Below are 20,544 nucleotides of genomic sequence, written 5' to 3' on the forward strand. Positions count from 1 at the left end.
AGGAAGGTCAGCCTACGATAGTGGCCCGGCATTCGCCAAGCCCGATCCGCGCGAAGCCCTCTCGCTCCGCAAAGGCTGTCATGATGACCTCGTCGCCGTCTTCCAGGAAGGTGCGGGTTTCGCCGTTGGGCAGGGTGATAGGCGCCTTGCCGCCCTGGCTCAGCTCGATCAGGCTGCCTTCGCCGCCCGCCTCGCCGCTGGTCAGCGTGCCGGTGCCGAGCAGGTCGCCCGCCTGCATATTGCAGCCGCCCACGGAATGATGCGCGACAAGTTGCGCCGCGGTCCAGTACATCGCGCTCATCGGGCCGGACGACAGGCGGTGCGGCTCATCGCCCGCCTCGCGCATCCGGCTCGTCGAGATATAGACCTCCATGGTGATGCCAAAGGCTGCGGCGGACACGTCGTGCGCGAGGTAATCCATCGGCGCCGGGTCGCCTTCCGGTCGCGCGGGCTGGGCAACGCGGAACGGCGCCAGCGCGTCCAGCGTCACCACCCATGGCGATACCGTGGAATGGAAGTTCTTGGCGAGGAACGGCCCCAGTGGCTGGTATTCCCACGCCTGAATGTCGCGTGCCGACCAGTCGTTGAGGATCGAGATACCGGCGATGTGGCATTCCGCCTCGCCCACCGGGATGGGCTCGCCCAGCGCGTTGCCCTCGCCTATCCAGATCGCCATCTCCAGTTCGTAATCGAGCCGTTTCGAAGGACCGAACGCCGGCGCATCGGCATCGGGTGCCTTGGTCTGCCCGCTCGGTCGCTTCACCTGCGTGGGCGAGACCCGGATGGAACTGGAACGGCCGTGATAGCCGATGGGCACGTACTTGTAATTGGGCAGCAAGGGATTGTCCGGACGGAAAAGGCTGCCGATGTTGGTCGCGTGGTGGATGCCGGTGTAGAAATCGGTGTAGTCGCCCACCGCGAAGGGCACGTGCAGCGTGCAATCGGCAGCGGGATAAAGATGCGGTTCCACATCGGGCCGGTTGGGTTCGTTGGTGAGCAGGTTGAACACCGCGCAGCGCAGGGCGCGCATCGGGTGCGGGCCGGCGGCGGCGAGCGCGTTCAGCGTCGGGGCGTCGGCCAGCCGCGCGGCGGCCTGCGCGTCCTCTCCCAGCAGCGGGGCCACGGCGGGCACGTCAAGCACGTGGTCGCCGATCGCCATGCCGGCGCGGCGCGGTCCGTCGCCAACCGAAAAGATCCCCAGTGGCAGGTTCTGCACCGGGAAGGTCGCGTGTCCCTGCGCGCCGGACACCCAGCACTCGGCAGCGGGGTCATGGGTGAAATCGGTCTGGAAGAATGTATGGGGCATCAGGGCAATCTCGCTTTGGGGAATCCGCGCCAGCAATCGTCGTAATCGGACTGGAGCAGCCCGCCGCGCATCGCGAATTCGGTGGTGTGGATCACGCTGCGGCTTTCGAACATGAAGGCCAGCGTGTCGGTGATCTTGGTGGGTGCAAGCTGCGCCTCGGTCGCCTTGCGGGTGCTTTCCACATCGGGGCCATGGCCGTTGAACTGGTTGTGCAGGCTGGCGCCGCCAGGCGCGAACCCGCCGCCTTCCTTGGCATCATAGGCGCCGGTCACCAGGCCCATGAATTCGCTCATCACGTTGCGATGGAACCACGGCGGGCGAAACGTATCCTCACCCACCATCCAGCGCGGGGGGAAGATCACGAAATCGCAATTGGCGGTGCCCGGCGTATCGCTGGGGCTCGTCAGCACTGTGAAGATCGATGGGTCGGGATGATCGAAGCTGACCGTGCCGATGGTGTTGAACCGCGCCAGATCATAACGGCAGGGGGCCGAATTGCCATGCCAGGCCACCACGTCGAACGGCGAGCGGTTGATTGTGGTGCGCCACAGCGATCCGGAGAATTTCTGAATGATTTCAAATTCCTCGTCGCGATTCTCGAACCAGGCGACGGGCGCTTCGAAATCGCGCGGATTGGCAAGGCCGTTCGCGCCGATCGGGCCGAGATCGGGCAGGCGGAACGGCGCGCCGAAGTTCTCGCAGACATAGCCGCGTGCCGGCCCGTCCACCAGTTCGACGCGGAACCGCATCCCCCGCGGGACGAGGGCGATATGGCCGGGCGGCACGTCCATCCGGCCAAGCTCGGTTACCACGCGAAGTGTGCCCTGCTGCGGCACGATCAGCATCTCGCCATCGCTGTTCTGGAACGCGCGCGCGTCCATGGTTTCGCTGGCGACGTAGAGGTGGATGCCGATACCGCCTTCGGAAGGCGAGCCGTTGCCGCCAAAGGTGACCAGCCCATCGACGAAATCGACCCCGCCGTCTGCCAGCGGGAGCGGATCCCAGCGCAGGCGATTGGGCGTGGTATGCGAACCGTCGGGCGCGGCCAGGCGGGGATTGCCGGAATAGGGCTCGAAGCGCCCGTGCTCGGTCGTCGGGCGCATCCGGTAGAGCCAGCTGCGCCGGTTTTCCACGCGGGGCGTGGTAAAGGCGCTGGTGCTGAACTGCTCGGCATAAAGGCCGAATGCGGGTTTCTGGGGGGAATTGCGCCCTTCAGGCAGCGCGCCGGTGACAGCCTCGCTGGCGAAATGGTTGAGGAACCCCGTCTGGTAGCGCATAGTTAGTCTCACCTGAAACCGGTTGCCGATTTCATGGCGCAATTGCCCCTTGTTCGCAATGGTCTTACCGGGGCAACGACCGAGATGGCGGGAGGGTCCGATGAAGCTTTATGGGTATTGGCGCAGCAGCACGAGTTATCGCCTGCGGTGCGCGCTTGAGGTGAAGGGCCTGGCCTACGAGCAGTCGCCCGTCAGTCTGGTCGAGGGGCGGCAGAAAGCACCCGATTTCACGACACGCAATCCCTTCGGCGGCGTGCCCATGCTGGAGGCGGACGGCCGCGATCGCGCGCAGAGCATGGCGATCATCGAGTGGCTGGACGAACGCTATCCCGAACGCCCGTTGCTGCCGGCTGATCTGGAGAAGCGCTATACCGCGCGCGAGCTGGCCTATGCCATCGCCACCGAACTGCACGCACCGCTGAACCTCAAGGTGCTGAAGTATCTGAAGGATCCGCTCGGCCACGATCAGGGCCAGGTCGATGCCTGGTATCGCCACTGGCTCGGCACCGTGCTGGCCCCGCTGGAAACGATGCTGGAACGGCTGGGCACCGGCGATTTCCTGTTCGATGCCCCGGGCCTGTTCGAATGCGTGCTGGTGCCGCAACTCTACAACGCCCGCCGGTTCGATTACGATCTGTCGGCCAGCCCGCGCACCACGCGGATCGAGGCGGCCTGCCTTGCCCTGCCGGAATTTCAGCGCGCCCACCCGGACGCCCAGCCGGACGCGACCTAAAGCGCCTCCGACAAAACCTCGTCGATGGCGGTGAAGATGCAGGTCAGCTGCTGCTCGCTGATGCAAAAGGGCGGCATGAGGTAGATCGTGTTGCCAAGCGGACGCAGCAGCACGTCGCGGGCGTAGAAGCCATCGCGCATCCGCGGGCCGAGGTCGGCGAGATAGCCCGCGTCCGCCACCGGCACATCCGCAGCGATCACGCTGCCGCACTGGCGCAGGTTCTGGAGGCCGTGCTTCGCGGCCAGCGCGTCCATGCCTTTTGCCTCAGCCGCGACCAGCGCGGCGACCCGCTCCAGCACAGGTTCCTCGCGCCAGATTGCAAGGTTGGCGTTGGCCGCGGCGCAGGCGATCGGGTTGGCGGTGAAACTGGAGGAGTGGAAGAACATCCGCGAGCGGTCGGTCGAGAGGTGCGCGTCATAGATCGGCGCGCTCGCCATCGTCACTGCCAGCGGCATCGACCCGCCCGTCAGCCCCTTGGCGAGGCACATGATGTCGGGCACCACGCCCGCCTGTTCGCAGGCGATCAGGCTGCCCGTGCGGCCCCACCCCGTCATCACCTCGTCGGCGATGAAAAGGACGTCGTGCCGGGAGCAAATTTCGCGCATCTGGCGAAGGATCGCGGGCGAATACATCAGCATCCCGCCCGCGCCCAGTACCAGCGGTTCGACGATGAAGGCGGCGGCATCGCCCCTGGCGCAGGCCGCCTCCAGCGCATCGAGCGTGGCTTGCTCGGCCCCCGCTGCCGGAAAGGGAATGGTGTCGACGGCGAACAGCAGCGGCGCGTAGGGGCGGTTGAACACGCCGCGCGCGCCCACGCTCATCGCGCCGATGGTATCGCCGTGATAGCTGTGTTCCAGCACCAGGATACGGTGCCGCGCCGCGCCGCGGTTGGCCCAGAATCCCAGCGCCATCTTCAGCGCCACCTCCACCGCGGTGGAGCCGCTGTCGGAGAAGAACACGTATTCCAGCGCCGGCGGCATGATCGCCGTCAGGCCGCGCGCCAGTTCCTCCGCCGGTTCGTGCGTCCAGCCGGCAAAGATCAACTGGTCGAGCCGTTCCGCCTGTTGCCTGATCGCGGCGACGATGCGCGGGTGATTGTGGCCGTGCGTCGTCACCCACCAGCTGGAGATCGCATCCACCACCGCGCGCCCGTCCGCGGTGTGGAGCAGCGCACCCTCGGCCCGTTCGACAAGCGGGATGGGTTCGCCCAGTCCGTGCTGGTGGAACGGGTGCCAGACGGGCGATCGGCTCACGTCAGCAGGTCCGTGCGGATAAAGTCGGCAAAGGCCTGTGCCAGCGTTTCGGCATCCAGCGGATCGAGCCACGGCAGGCGGCCCAGGTGGGGCACCTTGCCGATGCGCGTGATCGCCGTCTCGGCCACCGGCTCGGCGGCGCCGACGAAAGCCACGCCCGCTATGGCAATGCCGCGAGCCCGCAGCACCTCGATGGTCATCAGCGTGTGGCTGATCGTGCCCAGCGCCGTGCGCGCAACGATGACGGCGGGCAGGTTCCAGCGTGCGAACAGGTCGGCGGCCAGCAGCCCTTCCGCATAGGGCACCAGCGCCCCGCCCGCGCCCTCCACCACGATCGGACTGGCGTGGTCGGGCAAGTCGAGCGAGCCGATCGTCACCCCGTCGATCCGCGCCGCCTCGTGGGGGGAGCAAGGCGTTCGCAGCACGTGGGCTTCCGGCAAGATCGTGGCGGCAGGGGCGAGACGGGCAACACGCTGGCTGTCGCTGCCGCCGTCCAAGCCCGCCTGCACCGGCTTCCAGTATGACGCGCCCATTGCCTGTGCCAACCCGGCCGCAAACACTGTCTTGCCGACGTCCGTGTCGGTCCCGGTGACGACGTAGCCCTTCACCGCAGGTCCGCCATCGCTTCGAGCACGCGATCGATCTGGGCTTCCGAATGGGCGGCGCTCAGCGAGAAACGGAGGCGGCTCTCGCCTTCGGGAACGGTGGGCGGGCGGATGGCGACCGCAAGGATCCCTGCGCGCTCCAGCGCCGCACTGGCGGCCAGCGCCTCGGCCTCCCCACCGATGATGACAGGCACGATCTGCGTGTCGGATGGGCCGGTAGCGTAGCCCAGCCCGGTCATGCCTGCGCGCAATCGCGTGGCCAGCGCCGCCACGTGCGCGCGTTCGTCATCCATGCCCGGCACGAGATCGAGCGCGGCGTCCATGGCGCCGAGCACCGGCGGCGGCGGGGCGGTGGTGTAGACGAAGCCCGAGGCTGCGTTGGCCAGATAGTCGCAGATGTCGCGCGATGCGGCGACGAAGGCGCCAAAGCCGCCCATCGCCTTGCTGAACGTGCCCATCACGATGTCCGGCCGGTCTTCCAGTTCCGCCGCGAGCCCGGCCCCGCCCGCGCCCAGCACGCCGGTCGCGTGCGCCTCGTCCACCACGCTCAATGCGTCGTGGCGGCGGGCAAGCGCCACGAATGATGCAAGGTCGGCCCGGTCGCCGTCCATGCTGAACACGCTTTCGGTCGCTACCAGTCGCCCGGGCGCATCCGCGGCGGCGCCGAGCAGCGCATCGAGGTGCGCGAGGTCGTTGTGCCGGTATCCGGTGTGCTTCGTTCGCGCGGCGGCGATGCCGTGATGGATGCTGGCGTGGACCAGCCAGTCGGCGAAGACCGCTGCCTGCGGCTCCAGCTTCAGCAGCGCCGGAAACAGCGCGGCATTGGCCTGCCACCCGGTCGCGAACAGCAGCGCGGCCTCGGTGCCTTTCCATGCGGCGACCTTCTCCTCCACCGCGCGGTGCGGCTCCAGCGTGCCGGAAACGAGGCGCGAGGCGCGCGCACCGGTGCCATAGCGGACCGCCCATTCGCCGGCGCGCCGGGCGAGCTCGGGATGACGGGCAAGGCCGAGGTAATCGTTGCTGGAGAGGTCAAGCAGTTCGCGCGCCCCCAGCCGCACATGGCCAGGGGCGCCGGGTTCGAGCGGGCGCAGAACCCGCAGGCGATGCTGCGCGCGGCGTTGGTCCAGCGCTTGCGCGAAACGATGCCGCATCGGCAAATCCTATTCGGCGGCGACCGCCTCGGGCTGGCAAGCGCCTGCGCAGGCTTTTGCCGCGCGCGCCGGCTCCTCGCCCGCCATCGGTGTCAGGCCGAGCCGGGCGAACAGTGCCGCGTCGCTGTCGTCGCCGGCGTTGGGCGCGGTCAGCAGGCGGTCGCCGGTGAAGATCGAGTTCGCGCCCGCCATGAAGGCCAGCGCCTGCGTCGCGTCGCTCATGCTCTCGCGCCCGGCGGACAGGCGCACCATGGTGAGCGGCATGGCGATGCGCGCCACGGCAACCGTGCGGACGAACTCGATGTCGTCGATCTTCGCCATCGGGGTGTCGGCCAGCATGTCGCCCAGCACCGTGCCCTTCACCGGCACCAGCGCGTTGACCGGCACGCTTTCGGGATGGCGTTCCAGCGTCGCCAGCGTGTGGACGAAGCCGACGCGGTCCTCGCGCGTCTCGCCCATGCCCACGATTCCGCCGCTGCACACGTTGATGCCCGCGCCGCGCACGTTCTCCAGCGTGGTCAGCCGGTCTTCGTACTTGCGGGTGGTGATCACGCGCTCGTAGTATTCCGGGCCGGTGTCGATGTTGTGGTTGTAATAGTCGAGCCCCGCCTCGGCGAGCTGATCGGCCTGCTGCGGGGTGAGCATTCCCAGCGTCATGCAGGTTTCCAGCCCCATCGCCCGCACCCCCTTCACGATCTCCACGATCCTGGGCATGTCGCGGTCCTTGGGGTTGCGCCAGGCGGCGCCCATGCAGAACCGCTGGCTGCCGGCATCCTTGGCCTGCGCCGCGCTTTGCAGAACCTGGCGCACGTCCATCAGCTTTGTCGCCTCCACTCCGCTGTCGGCATGGGCGCTCTGCGAGCAGTAGCCGCAGTCCTCCGGGCAGCCGCCGGTCTTGATGGAGAGCAGCGTGCACAGCTGCACCTCGTCCGCCCGGTGGTGCGCGCGATGCACCTCGGCGGCGCGGAAGACGAGCTCGGTAAAGGGAAGGGCGAACAGCGCGGCGATCTCCTCGCGCGTCCAGTCGGTGCGAACCATGCGTTTTCTCGTCCTCGGCAATGCTTGCTGCAGCCATGACGAAAAAGGGCGCGCGGGTAAAGACGCAGCGGGGCGGCCATTGGCAAGCGGGGCGCCTTGCGATAGCCGCGCCGCATGACCCACCCTGCACAATCCTTCGGTCCGCTCGCCGGTATCAAGGTCGTCGATCTCACGGCGATGGTCTTCGGCCCCTATGCCACCCAGACGATGGCGGACCTGGGCGCCGACGTGATCAAGGTAGAGGCGCCGGCGGGCGATCCGATGCGCTACATCAGCCCCGGTCCGGCGCCCGACCTCTCCGGCGTGTTCTGCAACATCAACCGCGGCAAGAAGAGCGTGGTGATGGACCTGCGCGATCCTGCCCATGCCGAGGCATTGCGGGGGCTGATCGCGGAGGCGGACGTATTCATCCACTCGATGCGCGGCAAGGCCATCGCGCGGCTGGGGTTCGACTATGCGGCGGTAAGGGCCATCCGGCCCGACATCGTCTACACCAACTGCTACGGCTATTCACGCCGCGGACCGGATGCCGACAAGCCCGCCTACGACGACACCATCCAGGCTGAATGCGGCATTCCCCACGTGCAGCGGCTGATGACGGGCGAGCCGGGGTTCGCCGCCACCATCATGGCCGACAAGATCGCCGGGCTCCACGCGCTCTATGCCACGCTGGCGGCGCTGTTCCACCGCGAACGCACGGGCGAGGGGCAGGAGGTGGAGATCGGCATGTTCGAGGCGGTGGCGAGCTTCATGCTGGTCGAACACGCCAACGGCATGATCTTCGAGCCCCCTCTTGGCCCGGCGCATTACCACCGTGCCGTCTCTCCCAATCGCAAGCCCTATGCCACCCGGGACGGCCACATCGCGGCATTGATCTACAACGACAAGCACTGGCACACCTTCATCGAGGCCGTGGCGCCGGACTGGGCCAGCGCGGACTACGCCACGCTGGCGAGCCGCGCGCAGCACGTGGACACGATCTACGGCCTGCTCGGCGAAACCTTTCTCACCCGCACGACCGATGAATGGATGGCGCTGCTGGAGGATCTCCAGATCCCCTGCGCGCGGGTGAAGACGACGGACGAGCTGTTCACCGACCCGCACCTGAACGCGGTCGGCTTCTTCGAGGAAATCGACAGTCCGCATGGCACCATGCGCTTTCCAGGCGTTCCGACGTGGTTCTCCGCGACGCCGGGCCGGGTCGCCGGCCCCTCTCCCCAGCTTGGCGCGGACAGTGACGAGGTGCTGGGCAGCGACTGATGCGCGAGCATCCGGCCTGGCCGAAGGGTATCTTAACGGTCGCCTGGCGCCTTGTGACGCGGGCAACGCTGTGCCAGCAAGCATGACCGGCAAGAGGACGGCAATGCGAAACTCCACGACTGAACGCACCGCGCGCGGCAATCCATGGGCCTGATAGCCGGGATCGAGGCGGGCGGCACCAAGTTCGTCGCGGCGCTGGCCTCTCCCGATGGCAGGCTGCTCGATCGCACCCGCATCGCCACCCGCGCACCTGCCGAAACGTTTGCCGAGCTGGCGGAATGGTTCGCCGCCACCGCCCGGCGGCATGGCCCGATCGCGGCCTTCGGGGTGGCCAGCTTCGGTCCGCTCGACCTGGACCCCGCCTCCCCCACCCACGGCAGTTTCACCACCACGCCCAAGCCCGGCTGGAGCGGGGCCAACTGGCACGAGGCGCTGGGCCAGTTCGGCGTCCCCGTCGCCATCGATACCGACGTCAACGGCGCGGCCATGGGCGAATGGATGGCGGGCGCGGGGCGCGGCAGGCGCACTGTTGCCTACACCACGGTCGGCACCGGCATCGGCACCGGCGTGGTGACGGACGGTCGCCCGCTTTTCGGCGCCTCGCATTACGAGATGGGTCATGTGCGCCCTGCCCGCCCTGCGCTGGACGATGGCTGGCACGGCAATTGTCCGTTTCACGGCGACTGTCTGGAAGGGCTCGTCAGCGGCCCGGCGATCATCGCGCGCTGGGGAACCGACCTATCGCAAGCCAGCGAAGCGCAGGTAATGCTGGTTGCGGATTACCTCGCCGAATTTGCCGCGTCGCTGGCGTTGATGCACGCGCCTGACGTGATGATCTTCGGCGGCGGCGTGTTCAACACGCCGGGGCTGCTGGAGGCGCTGCGCGAAAAGACGCGGGCGAAGCTGGCGGGATATGCGGCCTTCTACGACCGGCCGCTCGACGATGTCATCGTCGCGCCCGCGTTGGGAGACGGTGCCGGCATAACGGGCGCCATCGCGCTCGGGCGCTCCATCCTCTCGAACCCCTCGCCGCCGGCGAAATCGCGTTAGACGCCGCTCCCCCTGATCAGCGCCATGCGCAGACATTCGCAGGCCACTTCGTCGCGCTGGTTCAGCAGGCGGTGGCGAAAGGTGACGATGCCCGATCCGGGGCGCGATTTGCTCTCGCGCTTGTCGACCACCTCTGTTTCGCCGCGCATGGTGTCGCCGATGAACGTCGGATTGGGGTGCACCAGCTTGTCGTAACCCAGGTTCGCCACCAGCGTGCCGAGGGTAGTGTCGCCCACTGACAACCCCACCATCAGCGCGAAGGTAAAGGTGCCGTTGACGAGGATCTGCCCGAACTCGCTGGCCCGCGCAGCTTCGGCATCCAGGTGCAGCGGCTGCGGGTTGTGGGTCATCGTGGAAAACAGCAGGTTGTCGGTTTCCGTTACCGTGCGCCGAACTTCGTGCGCGATCGTTTCGCCCACCTGCCATTCGCCGAAGAACTTGCCCGCCATCGCTCGCCATCCTGTCCCGTCATTGTTCCGGACAGGCGGTTAAGCCGGTTTGACCCTTCGCGTCGACCCTCAAACCCCGGTCAATTACCCGTTGGCGGGAAAGATGCGCGGCCCGCTGCATTAGGTATGGCAGACAAGGACGAATTCATGACCATATCCATCAACGGACAGGATCACACCCTGCCCGACGACCCACGCACCAGCCTGCTCGATTTCATTCGCCGCGATGCCGGCCTCACCGGTACGAAGAAAGGCTGCGACCACGGCCAATGCGGTGCCTGCACCGTGCTGGTGAACGGGGTGCGGATAAATTCCTGCCTCTCGCTCGCGGTCACGCACGACGGCGACACGGTGACCACGATCGAGGGCCTTGGCCAGGTCGCCACGCCCAGCGCGATGCAGCAGGCCTTTGTCGATCACGATGGCTTCCAGTGCGGCTATTGCACGCCGGGCCAGATCTGCTCCGCCACCGCCATGCTGCAGGAAATCGCCGCGGGCTGGCCGAGCGATGCGACCGAGGATCTGGAAGCAAAGCCGCAAGTGACCGGCGAGGAGATACGCGAGCGGATGAGCGGCAACCTGTGCCGCTGCGGGGCCTATGCCAACATCGTCGCCGCCATCCAGCAGGTCGCCGACAACCAGGCCGCGGGAGAGAACGCATGAGGCCGTTCGATTACCAGCGCGCCCAGCGGCTGGAACATGCCTGCCAGCTTGGCACGCAGCCCGGCACTCTCGCGCTTGCCGGCGGCACCAACCTCATCGATTTGATGAAGCTGCAGGTGGAAGTGCCCGAAACCCTCGTCGACATCGGGCGGCTCTCGCTCGGAGAAATTGCCGAGGAGGGTGATGGCCTGCGCATCGGTGCGCTCGCCAGCAATACCGCCACTGCCGTGCATCCGCGCGTGCGATCGGACTATCCGGTGCTCGCCCGCGCGATCCTGGCCGGCGCGACGCAGCAGCTGCGCAACAAGGCGACGACCGGCGGCAATCTGGGCCAGCGCACCAGGTGCTATTACTTCACCAACATCGACCAGCCCTGCAACAAGCGTGAACCCGGATCAGGCTGCGGTGCGATCAAGGGCATTGCCCGCCTGCACGCTGTTCTCGGCGCAAGCGACCAGTGCATCGCGACCTATCCCGGCGACATGGCGGTGGCCATGGCGGCACTCGATGCGACGGTGCAGATCACCGGCGAGAAGGGCGACCGCAGCGTGCCCGTGCGCGAATTTCACCGCCTGCCCGGCGATACCCCGCAGATCGACAACGTGCTGGAAGCGGGCGAACTCGTGACTGCGGTGACCCTGCCCGCGCCGGTGGGCGGCACGCAGATCTATCGCAAGGTGCGCGAACGGTCCTCCTACGCATTTGCGCTCTGTTCGGTGGCTGCTGTGGTCGAGATGGCCGAAGGGCGTTTCACCCGCGCCGACCTTGCCTTTGGCGGGCTTGCGCACAAGCCGTGGCACGATCCGCGAATTGCCGAACTGCTGGTCGGCTCCGAACCCTCGCTGGCGCTGTTCGACAAGGCCGCCGACCTGCTGCTGGAAGGCGCGCAGGGCTATGGCGAAAACGATTTCAAGATACCGCTCGCCCGCCGGACGCTCGCCGCCGTGCTGTGTGAAGCGACGGGAGTGAAGCCATGAACCATTGCAAGCAGGATGCGCCGGACGAGCGCAACGTGCTGGACACCACCGGCCAGGGCGTGATCGGCGCCCCGCTGCCGCGCCCTGAAAGCCTGCTCAAGGTCACGGGCGCAGCGACCTATGCCTCCGAATACGAGGCCGAGGGCTGCCTTGAAGGTGTGCTGGCCACGCTGCCAGCGGTGCGGGCCAGGAACCTGACCATCGACGACAGCAAGGCGATGGCCATGCCCGGCGTCGTTGCGGTCATTTCCGACAAGCGCATGACGGGCCGCGCCGCGCAGGGCATGGCGGACGAGGCCCCGTTCCAGCCGGCGCAGGAGGTCTGCTATTGGGGCCAGCCGGTCGCACTGGTCGTGGCCGAGACGTTCGAGCAGGCACGCGATGCGGCAAAGCACCTCGTGTTCGATTACGATGCCGAGGACGCGCCGCTCGATCCCGAGGCGGCGGAGACCGAGACCGACGACAGCACGACGCAGGGCGACCTCGCCCACGCCATGGCCGAGGCCGCGCACAGCGTCGACGTCACCTTTACCACGGAAGGGCACGCGTCCGCCGCGATGGAGCCGCACGCGGCAATGGCGCAGTGGGATGGCAACAAGCTGACCGTCCACGCATCGCTGCAGATGCTGAAATTTAATCGCAACGAACTTGCCGATGCGCTGGGCCTGGAAAAGGAACAGGTGCATCTGCTGTCACCCTTCGTGGGCGGCGGTTTTGGCTCAAAACTCGGCATCAGCCAGGAATGCGTGGCTGCCTCGCTTGCGGCGATGCAGCTCGAACGCCCCGTGCGCGTGGTGATGAGCCGCCAGCAGGTGTTCCAGACGATCATGCGTCGCTCCGAGACGCATCAGCGCGTGCGGCTGGCGGCCGACGCCGAGGGCAAGCTGACCGGTTTCGGCCACGAGGCGCGCGTGTCGAACCTTCCCGGCGAGGACTTTGCCGAGCCCGTCATCCAGTCGAGCGAGTTTCTCTACGCGGGCGAAAACCGGCTGCTGCGGCTGGACCTGGCCCGCGTTCACCGCATGACCGCAGGCTCCGTGCGTGCGCCGGGCGAAGCGGTCGGCGTGCAGACCGTCGAACAGGCGATGGACATGCTGGCCGAAAAGGTGGGCATCGATCCTGTGGAACTGCGCCTGCGCAACATTCCAGAGACCCATCCATCCGAGGACAAGCCGTTCAGCTCGCGCAAGCTTGCCGAATGCCTTCGCGAAGGCGCCAAGGCTTTCGGCTGGGAAGCGCGTCCGCGCGCGCCACGCCATACCTGCGAGGGTGAATGGTGGATCGGCACCGGCATGGCGAGCGGTGCCCGCGTTCACGCGGTGGAAGAGGCCAAGGCGCGCGTTACGCTGCAACCGGACGGCACCGCCCTGGTAGAGAGCGACATGACCGACATTGGCACCGGCACCTACGCCATCCTCGGCCAGATCGCGGGCGAGATGCTGGGCCTTTCGCCCGACGACATCGAGGTGCGCCTCGGCGATACCGATCTTCCTCCCGGTTCCGGTTCGGGCGGCAGCTTCGGCGCGCCATCGTGCGGCTCGGCAGTGTTCCTTGCCTGCGAAGGCTTGCGCGATGACCTGGCGAAACGGCTGGGCATCGCTGCCGGTGATTTCACGCTGAAAGACGGCACGGTCAAGTGGGACGGCGGCGAAAAGTCTCTGGTCGATCTGCTGGACAGCAAGCCGCTCGAACAGGTCGGCCATTTCGAGCCCGGCAAATCGACCGAGGAGATGGCGGTATCGAGTTTCGGCGCCTTTTTCGCCGAGGTCGCGGTCAACCGCTGGACGGGCGAGACGCGGGTCCGCCGCATGACCGGTGCCTTTGGCATCGGCCGCGTGCTGAACGCCCGCACGGCGCGTTCGCAGTGCCTTGGCGGGATGACCTGGTGCATCGGCAATGCGCTGACCGAAAGCCTGCTGTTCGATCCAGTCGACGGCCACCTCGTCAACTGCGACCTGGCCGAATACCATGTGCCGGTGCATCGCGACGTGCCGGACCTTGAAGTTCTGCTGCTGGAAGAACGCGATGCCGCTGCCAGCCCCATCCAGGCAAAGGGCGTGGGCGAGCTTGGCCTTTGCGGCGGCGCGGGTGCGATTGCCAACGCCATCTACGATGCCTGCGGTGCGCGCGTGTTCGCCTATCCGATGAGCCCTGACAAGGTGCTCGCGGCCATGCCGGAGGGCTGACCGACCTCCCCCTCAGCGACCCTCGCCGCTGCGCACCAGCGTATCCTCGGCAGCCATCCGGGCGATATGCGTCCGCAGCCAGGACAGGCCGGGGTCTTCCTTGCGGGTTGCATGGAATTGCATGATCTCCGTCATTGGCGGGATCGGAAAAGGGATGGCGAAGGTGACCAGGTCAAGCCGCGCGGCCATGAACCTCGCGAGCCGCTCGTGCATCACGCACAGCCGCTGCGTGCCCGGCACCATGAAGGGTGCCTGCACGAACGAGGGAACGTGGACTTCGATCCGCCGCTCCACGCCGTTCATCTGGAACCAGTCTTCGGCAAAGGTGTAACGGCCCGAAATGCTCACCCCCACGTGGCCTGCAGAGACAAAGGCAGCGGCATCGAGCGCTCCGTTGGCAAGCGGATTGCGGGCGCAAGCAACCACGACGTGGTCCTCGGTGAAGATCGTCTGCAACGGATGATCGGGGTGGGCGAACGTCTGCGGAGTCAGCAGAAGGTCCAGTTCCCCATTGGCAAGACGCGCCTGCGATGCCGGGCCCGGCAGGGTGAATTCGAAGCTGACGGACGGCGCGAGGGTCGCCAGGTCCTGTAGCAGCGGGGTCAGCAGGACAGTTGTGATGTAATCCGACGCGGCGATGCGAAACCGCCGGTCCGACCGTTCGGGTTGAAAGCTGCCCTTGCGCGCGATCAGGGACCGCAATTCGGATATTGTCGTGGCGATCTCGGGATGCAGGGCCATGGCAAACGGCGTGGGGATCATGCGCTTGCCATGCTGGGTCAGGATCTCGTCCTGGAACCCCTCACGCAAACGCTTGAGCGAAGCGCTCATCGCTGATTGCGTCACGTTCATGCGTTCGGCCGCGCGGGTGACATTGAGTTCCTGCAACAGCACGTCGAACGCCACGAGCAGATTGAGATCGAAGTTGTCCAGCCGCATGATCAATCACTATCATTGATGATAAGTGACAAAAAGAAAAAATTGGACTGATTAGGCCGCAGCGCTCTAGTTGGCCTCCAGATCGGGCCCCGAATGCCCGACTTGGGAGAGAACAATCACAATGTCCAAGATGATCCTGCGGGCGTCCGTCGCCCTCGCCGCCCTCGCTCCCTTTCCGGCCCTCGCCCAGGACACTGGAGCGCAGCAAGCCACACAGGTGCAGCAGGACGATGACGTTGTCGGCCTCAACACCATTATCGTTACCGCCCAGCGGCGCGAGGAAACGCTGCAGGATGCGGCCATCCCGATCAACGCCATCGCCGGCGATCAACTGGTGCAGGCCGGCGTCACCGATGCGACCGCCCTTAACAAGGTGGCGCCCGCGCTCTATGTCGTGGCGGCAGGCGGCGCGAACGCCGGGTATTTCGTGCGCGGCGTCGGCAACTTCAGCAACAACGGCTACACAAATCCGGCCGTCGCCTTCAATCTCGACGGGGTCTACATCGGCCGTCCCTCGTCAACGGTGGCCTCGTTCCTCGACGTCAACCGGGTGGAGGTGCTGAAGGGTCCGCAGGGCACGCTTTACGGCCGGAATGCCACGGGCGGCGCGGTCAATGTCATCCCCAACATCCCCCGCCTCGGCGAATTCGGCGCAGAGGTTGCCGCCCAGTACGGCAGCTACGACGCGCTGGAACTGACGGGCGCCCTGAACGTGCCGCTGGCCGATGGCCTCGCAACCCGCTTTGCCGCCGCCTACAGCCGGAATGACGGGTATTATTCCGACGGCACAGGCTCGGGCGAGGACCTGGCTTTCCGTGCCCAGGTCCTGGCCGAACTGACCGAGGATGTCACCCTGCGGTTGTCGGGCGACTACTCGACACAGCAAGGCACCGGACCCGGCACGAACGTGCAGGGCGTCTATGCCTTTACCCCGTTCAGCCCGAACGCGACCGCGGGCAATTTCACCTTCGTGCCCGCGCCTGCCAGCGTCACCGCGCCCTTCACCGGCCTGTTCGCACCGCAGACGCTGGATTTCATCCGCAACACTGCGGTCGGAGCGCCGCTTTATTCGCCGCTGACCGACTACGCCTACCCGTTCCGCGATGACAGTTACTGGGGCATCAACGCCGAATTGACCGCCGACCTTGGCTTTGCCGAGCTCACCTTCATCCCGGCCTACCGCGAATCCCGTCTGGACAACCAGTTCAACGGTCCGCCGTTCAAGGGCGCGGTCAACCAGAACGTCGCCGAACAGACCAGTTTCGAGGCCCGGCTGACGGGCGATGCCGGACCCGTCGAATGGCTGGTGGGCGGCTATTATTTCGATGAACACGTCGAAGGCCTGGATTCCTACAACCAGTTTGCCACGGTATCCTTCAACGACTTCGCAACCGATACCCGCAGCATTGCCGCCTTCGGTCGGCTGGTGTTCAGCGTTACCGATGACCTGCGCCTGGTGGGCGGCCTGCGCTTCACCGACGAACGACGCGAGATCGATGCCGAAGTGGACACGCTCGCCGCCGTCTGCCTGAACCGGCCCACGCCCGGGCCGCCCAGCTGTCCGCTGGTGCCGACCATTCCGGTGGGCCTGACCGTGGCGGACTCGCTCGGCCAGCTGGCCCCGGCGCTGTTCCCCGTCCGCTCTCCGTTTACCGGCGCGCCGATCGTCGGCAGCTATCCTTATGGCCCCATCGGACCGCGCGGACCCTATGCCCTTGTCGTGGTGACGCCCTCCGACATCGAACGCGTCGCCGGAGACGAGGAGATCACTTACCGCGCGGCCGTGGAATACGATGTTACGCCCGAGAACCTGGTCTACGCCAGCTTCGAAACGGGCTTTCGTGCCGGCGGTTTCAACCTGACTTTCGGGCAGGAGGAATACGCCCCCGAATACATCGATGCCTGGACGATCGGGTCGAAGAACAACTTCTTCGACAATCGCCTGCAGTTGAACCTCGAAGGGTTCTACTGGAAGTACGAAGGCCAGCAGCTCGCCGCGCTGGGCGTGGACGGGCGTGGCAGCAATTCGTTCTATACCCGCAACGTGGGCGAATCGACGATCAAGGGCGCGGAGATCGATTTCCAGGCGCTTGTCACCGAAACCACGCTGTTGCGCGGCGGAGTGCAGTATCTCGATGCGACCTACGACAGCTTCGCCTATAACCAGATCGACCTTTCCGCAGCCGGCGATCCGCCCAACTTCCTGACCCCGCTGACCGGATGCGACTTCACCCAGGTGCTTACCCCGCGCCGTTCGTTCGACATCGATTGTTCGGGCCGGCCGGCACTCAACGCTCCCGAATGGACGGTGAACCTGGGCGTGCAGCAGACGCTATTGCTGGGCGGCTTCGAACTCACCGGCAGCGTCGATGGCCGCTATCGCAGCAATCGGGTGGTCGGCTTCAATTACCTGCCGACCAGCGAGACCGGTGACGATCTTACCATCGATGCAGCCGTCACCCTGCGCCCTGACCTGGGCGATTGGTATGTCACGGCATTCGTTCGCAACCTGACGGACGAATTCGTGCCAGCCATCCTGCAGGTGGGCGCCGGCAACGTGGCTGCCGGATCGTACGAACCGCCGCGCCGTTATGGCGTGCGCATCGGCTACGATTTCTGATGCTTCCACACCGTCTCGTATTGGCGGCGATGGCTGCCGCTGGTCTGACCGGCGTGCCCGCAGTGGCGTCGCAGGCCCAGTCGGCAGTCTCGTCCACTGGCGGGGCGGAGTGGATCACGCTGGGCACGCGGGGCGGGCCGGTGGCCAGCGCCACGCGGGCCCAGCCTGCCAACCTGCTGGTGGTGGACGGCGCAAACTACCTGGTCGACGCAGGCGACGGGGTAAGCGGCCAGCTTGCCCGCGTCGGCATCCCGACCGCTGCGATAACGGGCGTCTTCATCAGCCACCTGCATTTCGATCACACGGCAGGCCTTGCCGGGCTTCTGGGTCTGCGCTGGCAGACCAATGCCGAACGGCCCCTGATCGTCTACGGCCCGCCCGGCACCGCCGCCATGACCGAAGGGCTGGTCGCCTCGATGGGGCCGGGCACCACCGCGGGCTACGGCATCCCCGGTGCCGCGCCGCGCGATCCCGCGGATGGCGTCAGGGTGATCGAGTTGCGCGACGGTGACAGCGTGGAGGTGGGGTCCATGCAGGTGCGCGCCCGCGGCAACACCCACTACAGCTTCCCGGCAGGCAGCGATCTTGCAGACCGCTTCGAAAGCCTGTCGTTCCGGTTCGACACCCCGGCCCGCGCCATCGTCTACACCGGCGATACCGGGCCGAGCGCCGCGGTGGAGGAGCTGGCGCGCGGGGCGGATCTGCTGGTGGCAGAGATGATGGACGTGGCGCACACGGTTGCGGCGGTCCGGCGCAACTCGCCCAATCTGCCACCCGCCATCGCTGCCGAGATGGAAAGCCATCTGGGCAGCCATCACCTCGTCCCCGCCGATGTCGGCCAGTTGGCCGCCCGCGCGGGCGTGGGGGCGCTGATCGTCACCCATTTCGTCGGCATCGAACCGGGCGAGGTCGGGCACGCGGACTATCTGCAAACGATTTCAGCCGCCTATGCCGGGCCGGCCGTCATCGCCAGCGATCTGGAAAGGTTCTGATCATGCGGGAACGCGATATCCTCGTCATCGGTGGCGGCATCGGCGGGTTGACCGCCGCCATCGCGCTGCGCCGCGACGGTCACCGGGTGACCGTGATCGAAAAGGATCCGACCTGGTCCGTCTACGGCGTCGGCATCATCCAGCAGTCCAACGTCCTTCGCGCCATGGCCGACCTCGACCTGCTTGACGACTACCTTTCCGCCAGCGTCCCGTTCGACAAGGTGGCCATCCACCTGCCCGACGGCACCCGCGTGGCCGAAGTGCCCATGCCGCGCCTGGTGGAAGGCTACCCGCCGAGCGTGGGCATCTCCCGTCCCGCGCTGCACAAGGTGCTGGGCGACCGGACGAAAGCCGCTGGCGCCGACGTGCGCCTGGGCGTGGTGGCAGAATCGATCGAGGACGATGGCGATGGCGTGACCGTCGGGTTCTCCGACGGGCGGAGCGAACGCTTCGATCTCGTAATCGGTGCCGATGGCCTCTATTCGCACACGCGCAGCGCAATCATGCCGGGCGCGCCCCGCCCGCAATTCACCGGACAGGCGGTGTGGCGCTACAACCTGCCCCGCCCCGCCGATCTCGATGCGCTGCACGTGTATAACGGACCGACCGGCATCGGGCTCGTGCCCATGGGCCCGGAAACGATGTATATCTTCGTGACAACCCCCGAACCGGGCAATCCCCGCTACGATACCGACGGCATCGCCCAGGCCATGCGCGGCAAGCTGGCGCACGCCGCCCCGCAAATACGCGCCCTGGCAGAGGGCATCACCCGCGACGAAGGGGTGGTCTATCGGCCGCTGGAAACCATGCTGCTGGAAGGGCCCTGGCACGTCGGCCGGGTCGTCCTGCTGGGCGATGCCGTGCACGCCACGACGCCGCATCTGGGCCAGGGCGCCGGCATGGCGATCGAGGATTCCATCGTGCTCGCACAGGAACTCGCCCGCGCGGACACGCCGGAGCAGGCCTTTATCGCCTACCGCGATCGGCGCTTCGAACGGTGCCGCTACATCGTCGAGAAATCGCTCGCCATCTGTCACGGACAGATCGGCAAGGGCCCGCCTGTCGAGAACGCCGCGGCAACCGCCGAGATGTTCGCCCTCACCTCTCAACCGATCTGAACCGCAGGGAATCCAAGCAGATGAGCCGTGTCACCGAAATCCGTTACGTCGGCTATGGCGTCGAACAGTTCGAAACGGAACGCAAGTTCTACGCCGAGGACTGGGGCCTGGTGGAGGTCGACAGCGATGCCGACACCGCCTGGTTCAAGACCCATGGCCATGACGAACACCACGTCGTTCGCCTTCATCGCAGCCCCACCAATTGCGTGGAAGTGATCGCGCTGGCGGCTGACAGCCGCGCCGATGTCGACGCGCTGCACGAAAAGGTGGCGGACGCCGGATGCAGGATCATCCACGAACCGCGCGTGATCGACGCGCCGGGCGGCGGCTATGCCTTCCGCTTCTTCTCTCCCGATGGCCTGCCCTTCGAAGTATCCGCCGAGGTGCAGGCGCTGGACAAGCGCGCGATGGAGCGGTGGGAGGGGATGCCGGTCAAGATCAGCCACATCGTCCTGCACTCACCCGATCACAAGGCGATGGCCGACTTCTTCTGCGACGTGCTGGGTTTCCGCGTGTCGGACTGGCTGGGCGATTTCATGGTGTTCCTGCGCTGCAACCAGGCGCATCATCGCATCGCCCTGCTGCCCGGGCCGCCCTGCCTCAACCACGTGGCCTACGACATGCTGACCGTGGACGACATGATGCGCGGCGCCAACCGCCTGCGCAAGCGCGGCACGGACCTGCGTTGGGGCCCTGGCCGGCACACCGCGGGCAACAACACGTTCTCCTATTTCTGCACGCCGGCGGGGTTCGCGGTGGAATACGCATCGGAACTGGACGACGTCGATTTCGACACGCACGAGGCCAAGGTTCACGAACCGGGCCCGCACGTGATGGACCAGTGGGGCACAGGCGTCGGCGGGCCACAGACCATGCCGAAAGCCGTGCCCGATCCCTGCCTGTTCCAGCCTGCGGAGGTCTGAGTCC

Annotated in this window: 18 protein-coding genes; 10 read left to right on the forward strand and 8 right to left on the reverse strand. The window is 66.7% G+C overall.

Features of this window, described 5'->3' with window-relative positions; genetic code table 11:
- Positions 1 to 7 precede the first annotated feature (7 nt).
- A complete protein-coding gene (gene fahA, locus GRI62_RS09420) occupies positions 8 to 1,306 on the reverse strand; it encodes a fumarylacetoacetase (RefSeq protein ID WP_131453099.1) in 1,299 nt (432 codons plus the stop codon).
- Entirely contained in the window at positions 1,306 to 2,583 is a 1,278-nt protein-coding gene (gene hmgA / locus GRI62_RS09425) for a homogentisate 1,2-dioxygenase (RefSeq protein ID WP_131453100.1), read from the reverse strand. Before hmgA ends, fahA begins: the two co-directional genes overlap by 1 nt.
- Before the next feature lie 100 nt (positions 2,584 to 2,683).
- Between hmgA and maiA the strand changes: the two genes are divergently transcribed.
- Positions 2,684 to 3,316, forward strand: coding sequence for a maleylacetoacetate isomerase (maiA, locus tag GRI62_RS09430; protein ID WP_131453102.1), 633 nt, complete (start codon positions 2,684 to 2,686; stop codon positions 3,314 to 3,316).
- Here the strand turns inward: maiA and GRI62_RS09435 are convergent.
- The 4 genes from GRI62_RS09435 to bioB are packed head-to-tail and all read right to left on the reverse strand — an operon-like array spanning position 3,313 to position 7,363.
- On the reverse strand, positions 3,313 to 4,569 hold the full coding sequence (locus tag GRI62_RS09435) for an adenosylmethionine--8-amino-7-oxononanoate transaminase (protein WP_131453104.1): 1,257 nt from the start codon (positions 4,567 to 4,569) through the stop codon (positions 3,313 to 3,315). The two genes, maiA and GRI62_RS09435, sit on opposite strands and share 4 nt — an antisense overlap.
- A complete protein-coding gene (gene bioD / locus GRI62_RS09440) occupies positions 4,566 to 5,177 on the reverse strand; it encodes a dethiobiotin synthase (protein WP_131453106.1) in 612 nt (203 codons plus the stop codon). The genes GRI62_RS09435 and bioD overlap by 4 nt, the downstream gene beginning before the upstream one ends.
- Positions 5,174 to 6,325 carry an aminotransferase class I/II-fold pyridoxal phosphate-dependent enzyme gene (locus GRI62_RS09445; protein ID WP_131453108.1) on the reverse strand — a complete coding sequence of 384 codons (1,152 nt, stop codon included), beginning with the start codon at positions 6,323 to 6,325 and terminating at the stop codon, positions 5,174 to 5,176. The genes bioD and GRI62_RS09445 overlap by 4 nt, the downstream gene beginning before the upstream one ends.
- Positions 6,326 to 6,334: 9 nt before the next feature.
- Positions 6,335 to 7,363 (reverse strand): biotin synthase BioB, encoded by a 1,029-nt coding sequence (gene bioB, locus GRI62_RS09450; protein ID WP_131453110.1) that lies wholly within the window; start codon positions 7,361 to 7,363, stop codon positions 6,335 to 6,337.
- 114 nt (positions 7,364 to 7,477) lie between these two features.
- Between bioB and GRI62_RS09455 the strand changes: the two genes are divergently transcribed.
- Together GRI62_RS09455 and GRI62_RS09460 are read left to right on the forward strand one after the other, a co-directional pair.
- The gene (locus GRI62_RS09455; RefSeq protein WP_131453112.1) at positions 7,478 to 8,623 is read left to right on the forward strand and encodes a CaiB/BaiF CoA transferase family protein; all 1,146 of its coding nucleotides are present in this window, start codon (positions 7,478 to 7,480) and stop codon (positions 8,621 to 8,623) included.
- 144 nt (positions 8,624 to 8,767) lie between these two features.
- The gene (locus GRI62_RS09460) at positions 8,768 to 9,673 is read left to right on the forward strand and encodes an ROK family protein (RefSeq protein WP_131453114.1); all 906 of its coding nucleotides are present in this window, start codon (positions 8,768 to 8,770) and stop codon (positions 9,671 to 9,673) included.
- Here the strand turns inward: GRI62_RS09460 and GRI62_RS09465 are convergent.
- Entirely contained in the window at positions 9,670 to 10,122 is a 453-nt protein-coding gene (locus GRI62_RS09465) for a MaoC family dehydratase (RefSeq protein WP_131453116.1), read from the reverse strand. The genes GRI62_RS09460 and GRI62_RS09465 overlap by 4 nt on opposite strands.
- 147 nt (positions 10,123 to 10,269) lie before the next feature.
- Between GRI62_RS09465 and GRI62_RS09470 the strand changes: the two genes are divergently transcribed.
- Genes GRI62_RS09470 through GRI62_RS09480 form a run of 3 tightly spaced genes read left to right on the forward strand, consistent with a single transcriptional unit; the run spans position 10,270 to position 13,948 of the window.
- Positions 10,270 to 10,785: a 2Fe-2S iron-sulfur cluster-binding protein gene (locus GRI62_RS09470; RefSeq protein WP_131453118.1), complete on the forward strand. Its 516-nt coding sequence runs from the start codon at positions 10,270 to 10,272 to the stop codon at positions 10,783 to 10,785.
- Complete coding sequence (locus GRI62_RS09475; RefSeq protein ID WP_131453120.1) at positions 10,782 to 11,762, forward strand: FAD binding domain-containing protein; 981 nt, start codon at positions 10,782 to 10,784, stop codon at positions 11,760 to 11,762. The genes GRI62_RS09470 and GRI62_RS09475 overlap by 4 nt, the downstream gene beginning before the upstream one ends.
- Positions 11,759 to 13,948 carry a xanthine dehydrogenase family protein molybdopterin-binding subunit gene (locus GRI62_RS09480; RefSeq protein ID WP_131453122.1) on the forward strand — a complete coding sequence of 730 codons (2,190 nt, stop codon included), beginning with the start codon at positions 11,759 to 11,761 and terminating at the stop codon, positions 13,946 to 13,948. Before GRI62_RS09475 ends, GRI62_RS09480 begins: the two co-directional genes overlap by 4 nt.
- Before the next feature lie 12 nt (positions 13,949 to 13,960).
- On the opposite strand, the gene GRI62_RS09485 is transcribed toward GRI62_RS09480, so the two are convergent.
- Positions 13,961 to 14,887, reverse strand: coding sequence for a LysR family transcriptional regulator (locus GRI62_RS09485; RefSeq protein WP_131453124.1), 927 nt, complete (start codon positions 14,885 to 14,887; stop codon positions 13,961 to 13,963).
- 121 nt (positions 14,888 to 15,008) lie between these two features.
- Between GRI62_RS09485 and GRI62_RS09490 the strand changes: the two genes are divergently transcribed.
- Genes GRI62_RS09490 through GRI62_RS09505 form a run of 4 tightly spaced genes read left to right on the forward strand, consistent with a single transcriptional unit; the run spans position 15,009 to position 20,540 of the window.
- Positions 15,009 to 17,507 carry a TonB-dependent receptor gene (locus GRI62_RS09490; RefSeq protein WP_131453126.1) on the forward strand — a complete coding sequence of 833 codons (2,499 nt, stop codon included), beginning with the start codon at positions 15,009 to 15,011 and terminating at the stop codon, positions 17,505 to 17,507.
- Positions 17,508 to 17,536: 29 nt separating this feature from the next.
- A complete protein-coding gene (locus GRI62_RS09495; protein WP_131453127.1) occupies positions 17,537 to 18,499 on the forward strand; it encodes an MBL fold metallo-hydrolase in 963 nt (320 codons plus the stop codon).
- A gap of 2 nt (positions 18,500 to 18,501) precedes the next feature.
- The gene (locus GRI62_RS09500) at positions 18,502 to 19,617 is read left to right on the forward strand and encodes an FAD-dependent oxidoreductase (protein ID WP_131453129.1); all 1,116 of its coding nucleotides are present in this window, start codon (positions 18,502 to 18,504) and stop codon (positions 19,615 to 19,617) included.
- 20 nt (positions 19,618 to 19,637) lie between these two features.
- Entirely contained in the window at positions 19,638 to 20,540 is a 903-nt protein-coding gene (locus GRI62_RS09505; RefSeq protein ID WP_131453130.1) for a VOC family protein, read from the forward strand.
- Positions 20,541 to 20,544 lie beyond the last annotated feature (4 nt).

Source organism: Aurantiacibacter arachoides (assembly GCF_009827335.1).
Lineage (GTDB): Bacteria > Pseudomonadota > Alphaproteobacteria > Sphingomonadales > Sphingomonadaceae > Alteraurantiacibacter > Alteraurantiacibacter arachoides.

Coding starts and splice junctions, on each gene's coding strand:
- fahA (WP_131453099.1), bottom strand. CDS start 1,306: ATGCCCCATACATTCTTCCAGACCGATTTCACCCATGACCCCGCTGCC.
- hmgA (WP_131453100.1), bottom strand. CDS start 2,583: ATGCGCTACCAGACGGGGTTCCTCAACCATTTCGCCAGCGAGGCTGTC.
- maiA (WP_131453102.1), top strand. CDS start 2,684: ATGAAGCTTTATGGGTATTGGCGCAGCAGCACGAGTTATCGCCTGCGG.
- GRI62_RS09445 (WP_131453108.1), bottom strand. CDS start 6,325: ATGCGGCATCGTTTCGCGCAAGCGCTGGACCAACGCCGCGCGCAGCAT.
- bioB (WP_131453110.1), bottom strand. CDS start 7,363: ATGGTTCGCACCGACTGGACGCGCGAGGAGATCGCCGCGCTGTTCGCC.
- GRI62_RS09455 (WP_131453112.1), top strand. CDS start 7,478: ATGACCCACCCTGCACAATCCTTCGGTCCGCTCGCCGGTATCAAGGTC.
- GRI62_RS09460 (WP_131453114.1), top strand. CDS start 8,768: ATGGGCCTGATAGCCGGGATCGAGGCGGGCGGCACCAAGTTCGTCGCG.
- GRI62_RS09465 (WP_131453116.1), bottom strand. CDS start 10,122: ATGGCGGGCAAGTTCTTCGGCGAATGGCAGGTGGGCGAAACGATCGCG.
- GRI62_RS09470 (WP_131453118.1), top strand. CDS start 10,270: ATGACCATATCCATCAACGGACAGGATCACACCCTGCCCGACGACCCA.
- GRI62_RS09475 (WP_131453120.1), top strand. CDS start 10,782: ATGAGGCCGTTCGATTACCAGCGCGCCCAGCGGCTGGAACATGCCTGC.
- GRI62_RS09480 (WP_131453122.1), top strand. CDS start 11,759: ATGAACCATTGCAAGCAGGATGCGCCGGACGAGCGCAACGTGCTGGAC.
- GRI62_RS09485 (WP_131453124.1), bottom strand. CDS start 14,887: ATGCGGCTGGACAACTTCGATCTCAATCTGCTCGTGGCGTTCGACGTG.
- GRI62_RS09490 (WP_131453126.1), top strand. CDS start 15,009: ATGTCCAAGATGATCCTGCGGGCGTCCGTCGCCCTCGCCGCCCTCGCT.
- GRI62_RS09495 (WP_131453127.1), top strand. CDS start 17,537: ATGGCTGCCGCTGGTCTGACCGGCGTGCCCGCAGTGGCGTCGCAGGCC.
- GRI62_RS09500 (WP_131453129.1), top strand. CDS start 18,502: ATGCGGGAACGCGATATCCTCGTCATCGGTGGCGGCATCGGCGGGTTG.
- GRI62_RS09505 (WP_131453130.1), top strand. CDS start 19,638: ATGAGCCGTGTCACCGAAATCCGTTACGTCGGCTATGGCGTCGAACAG.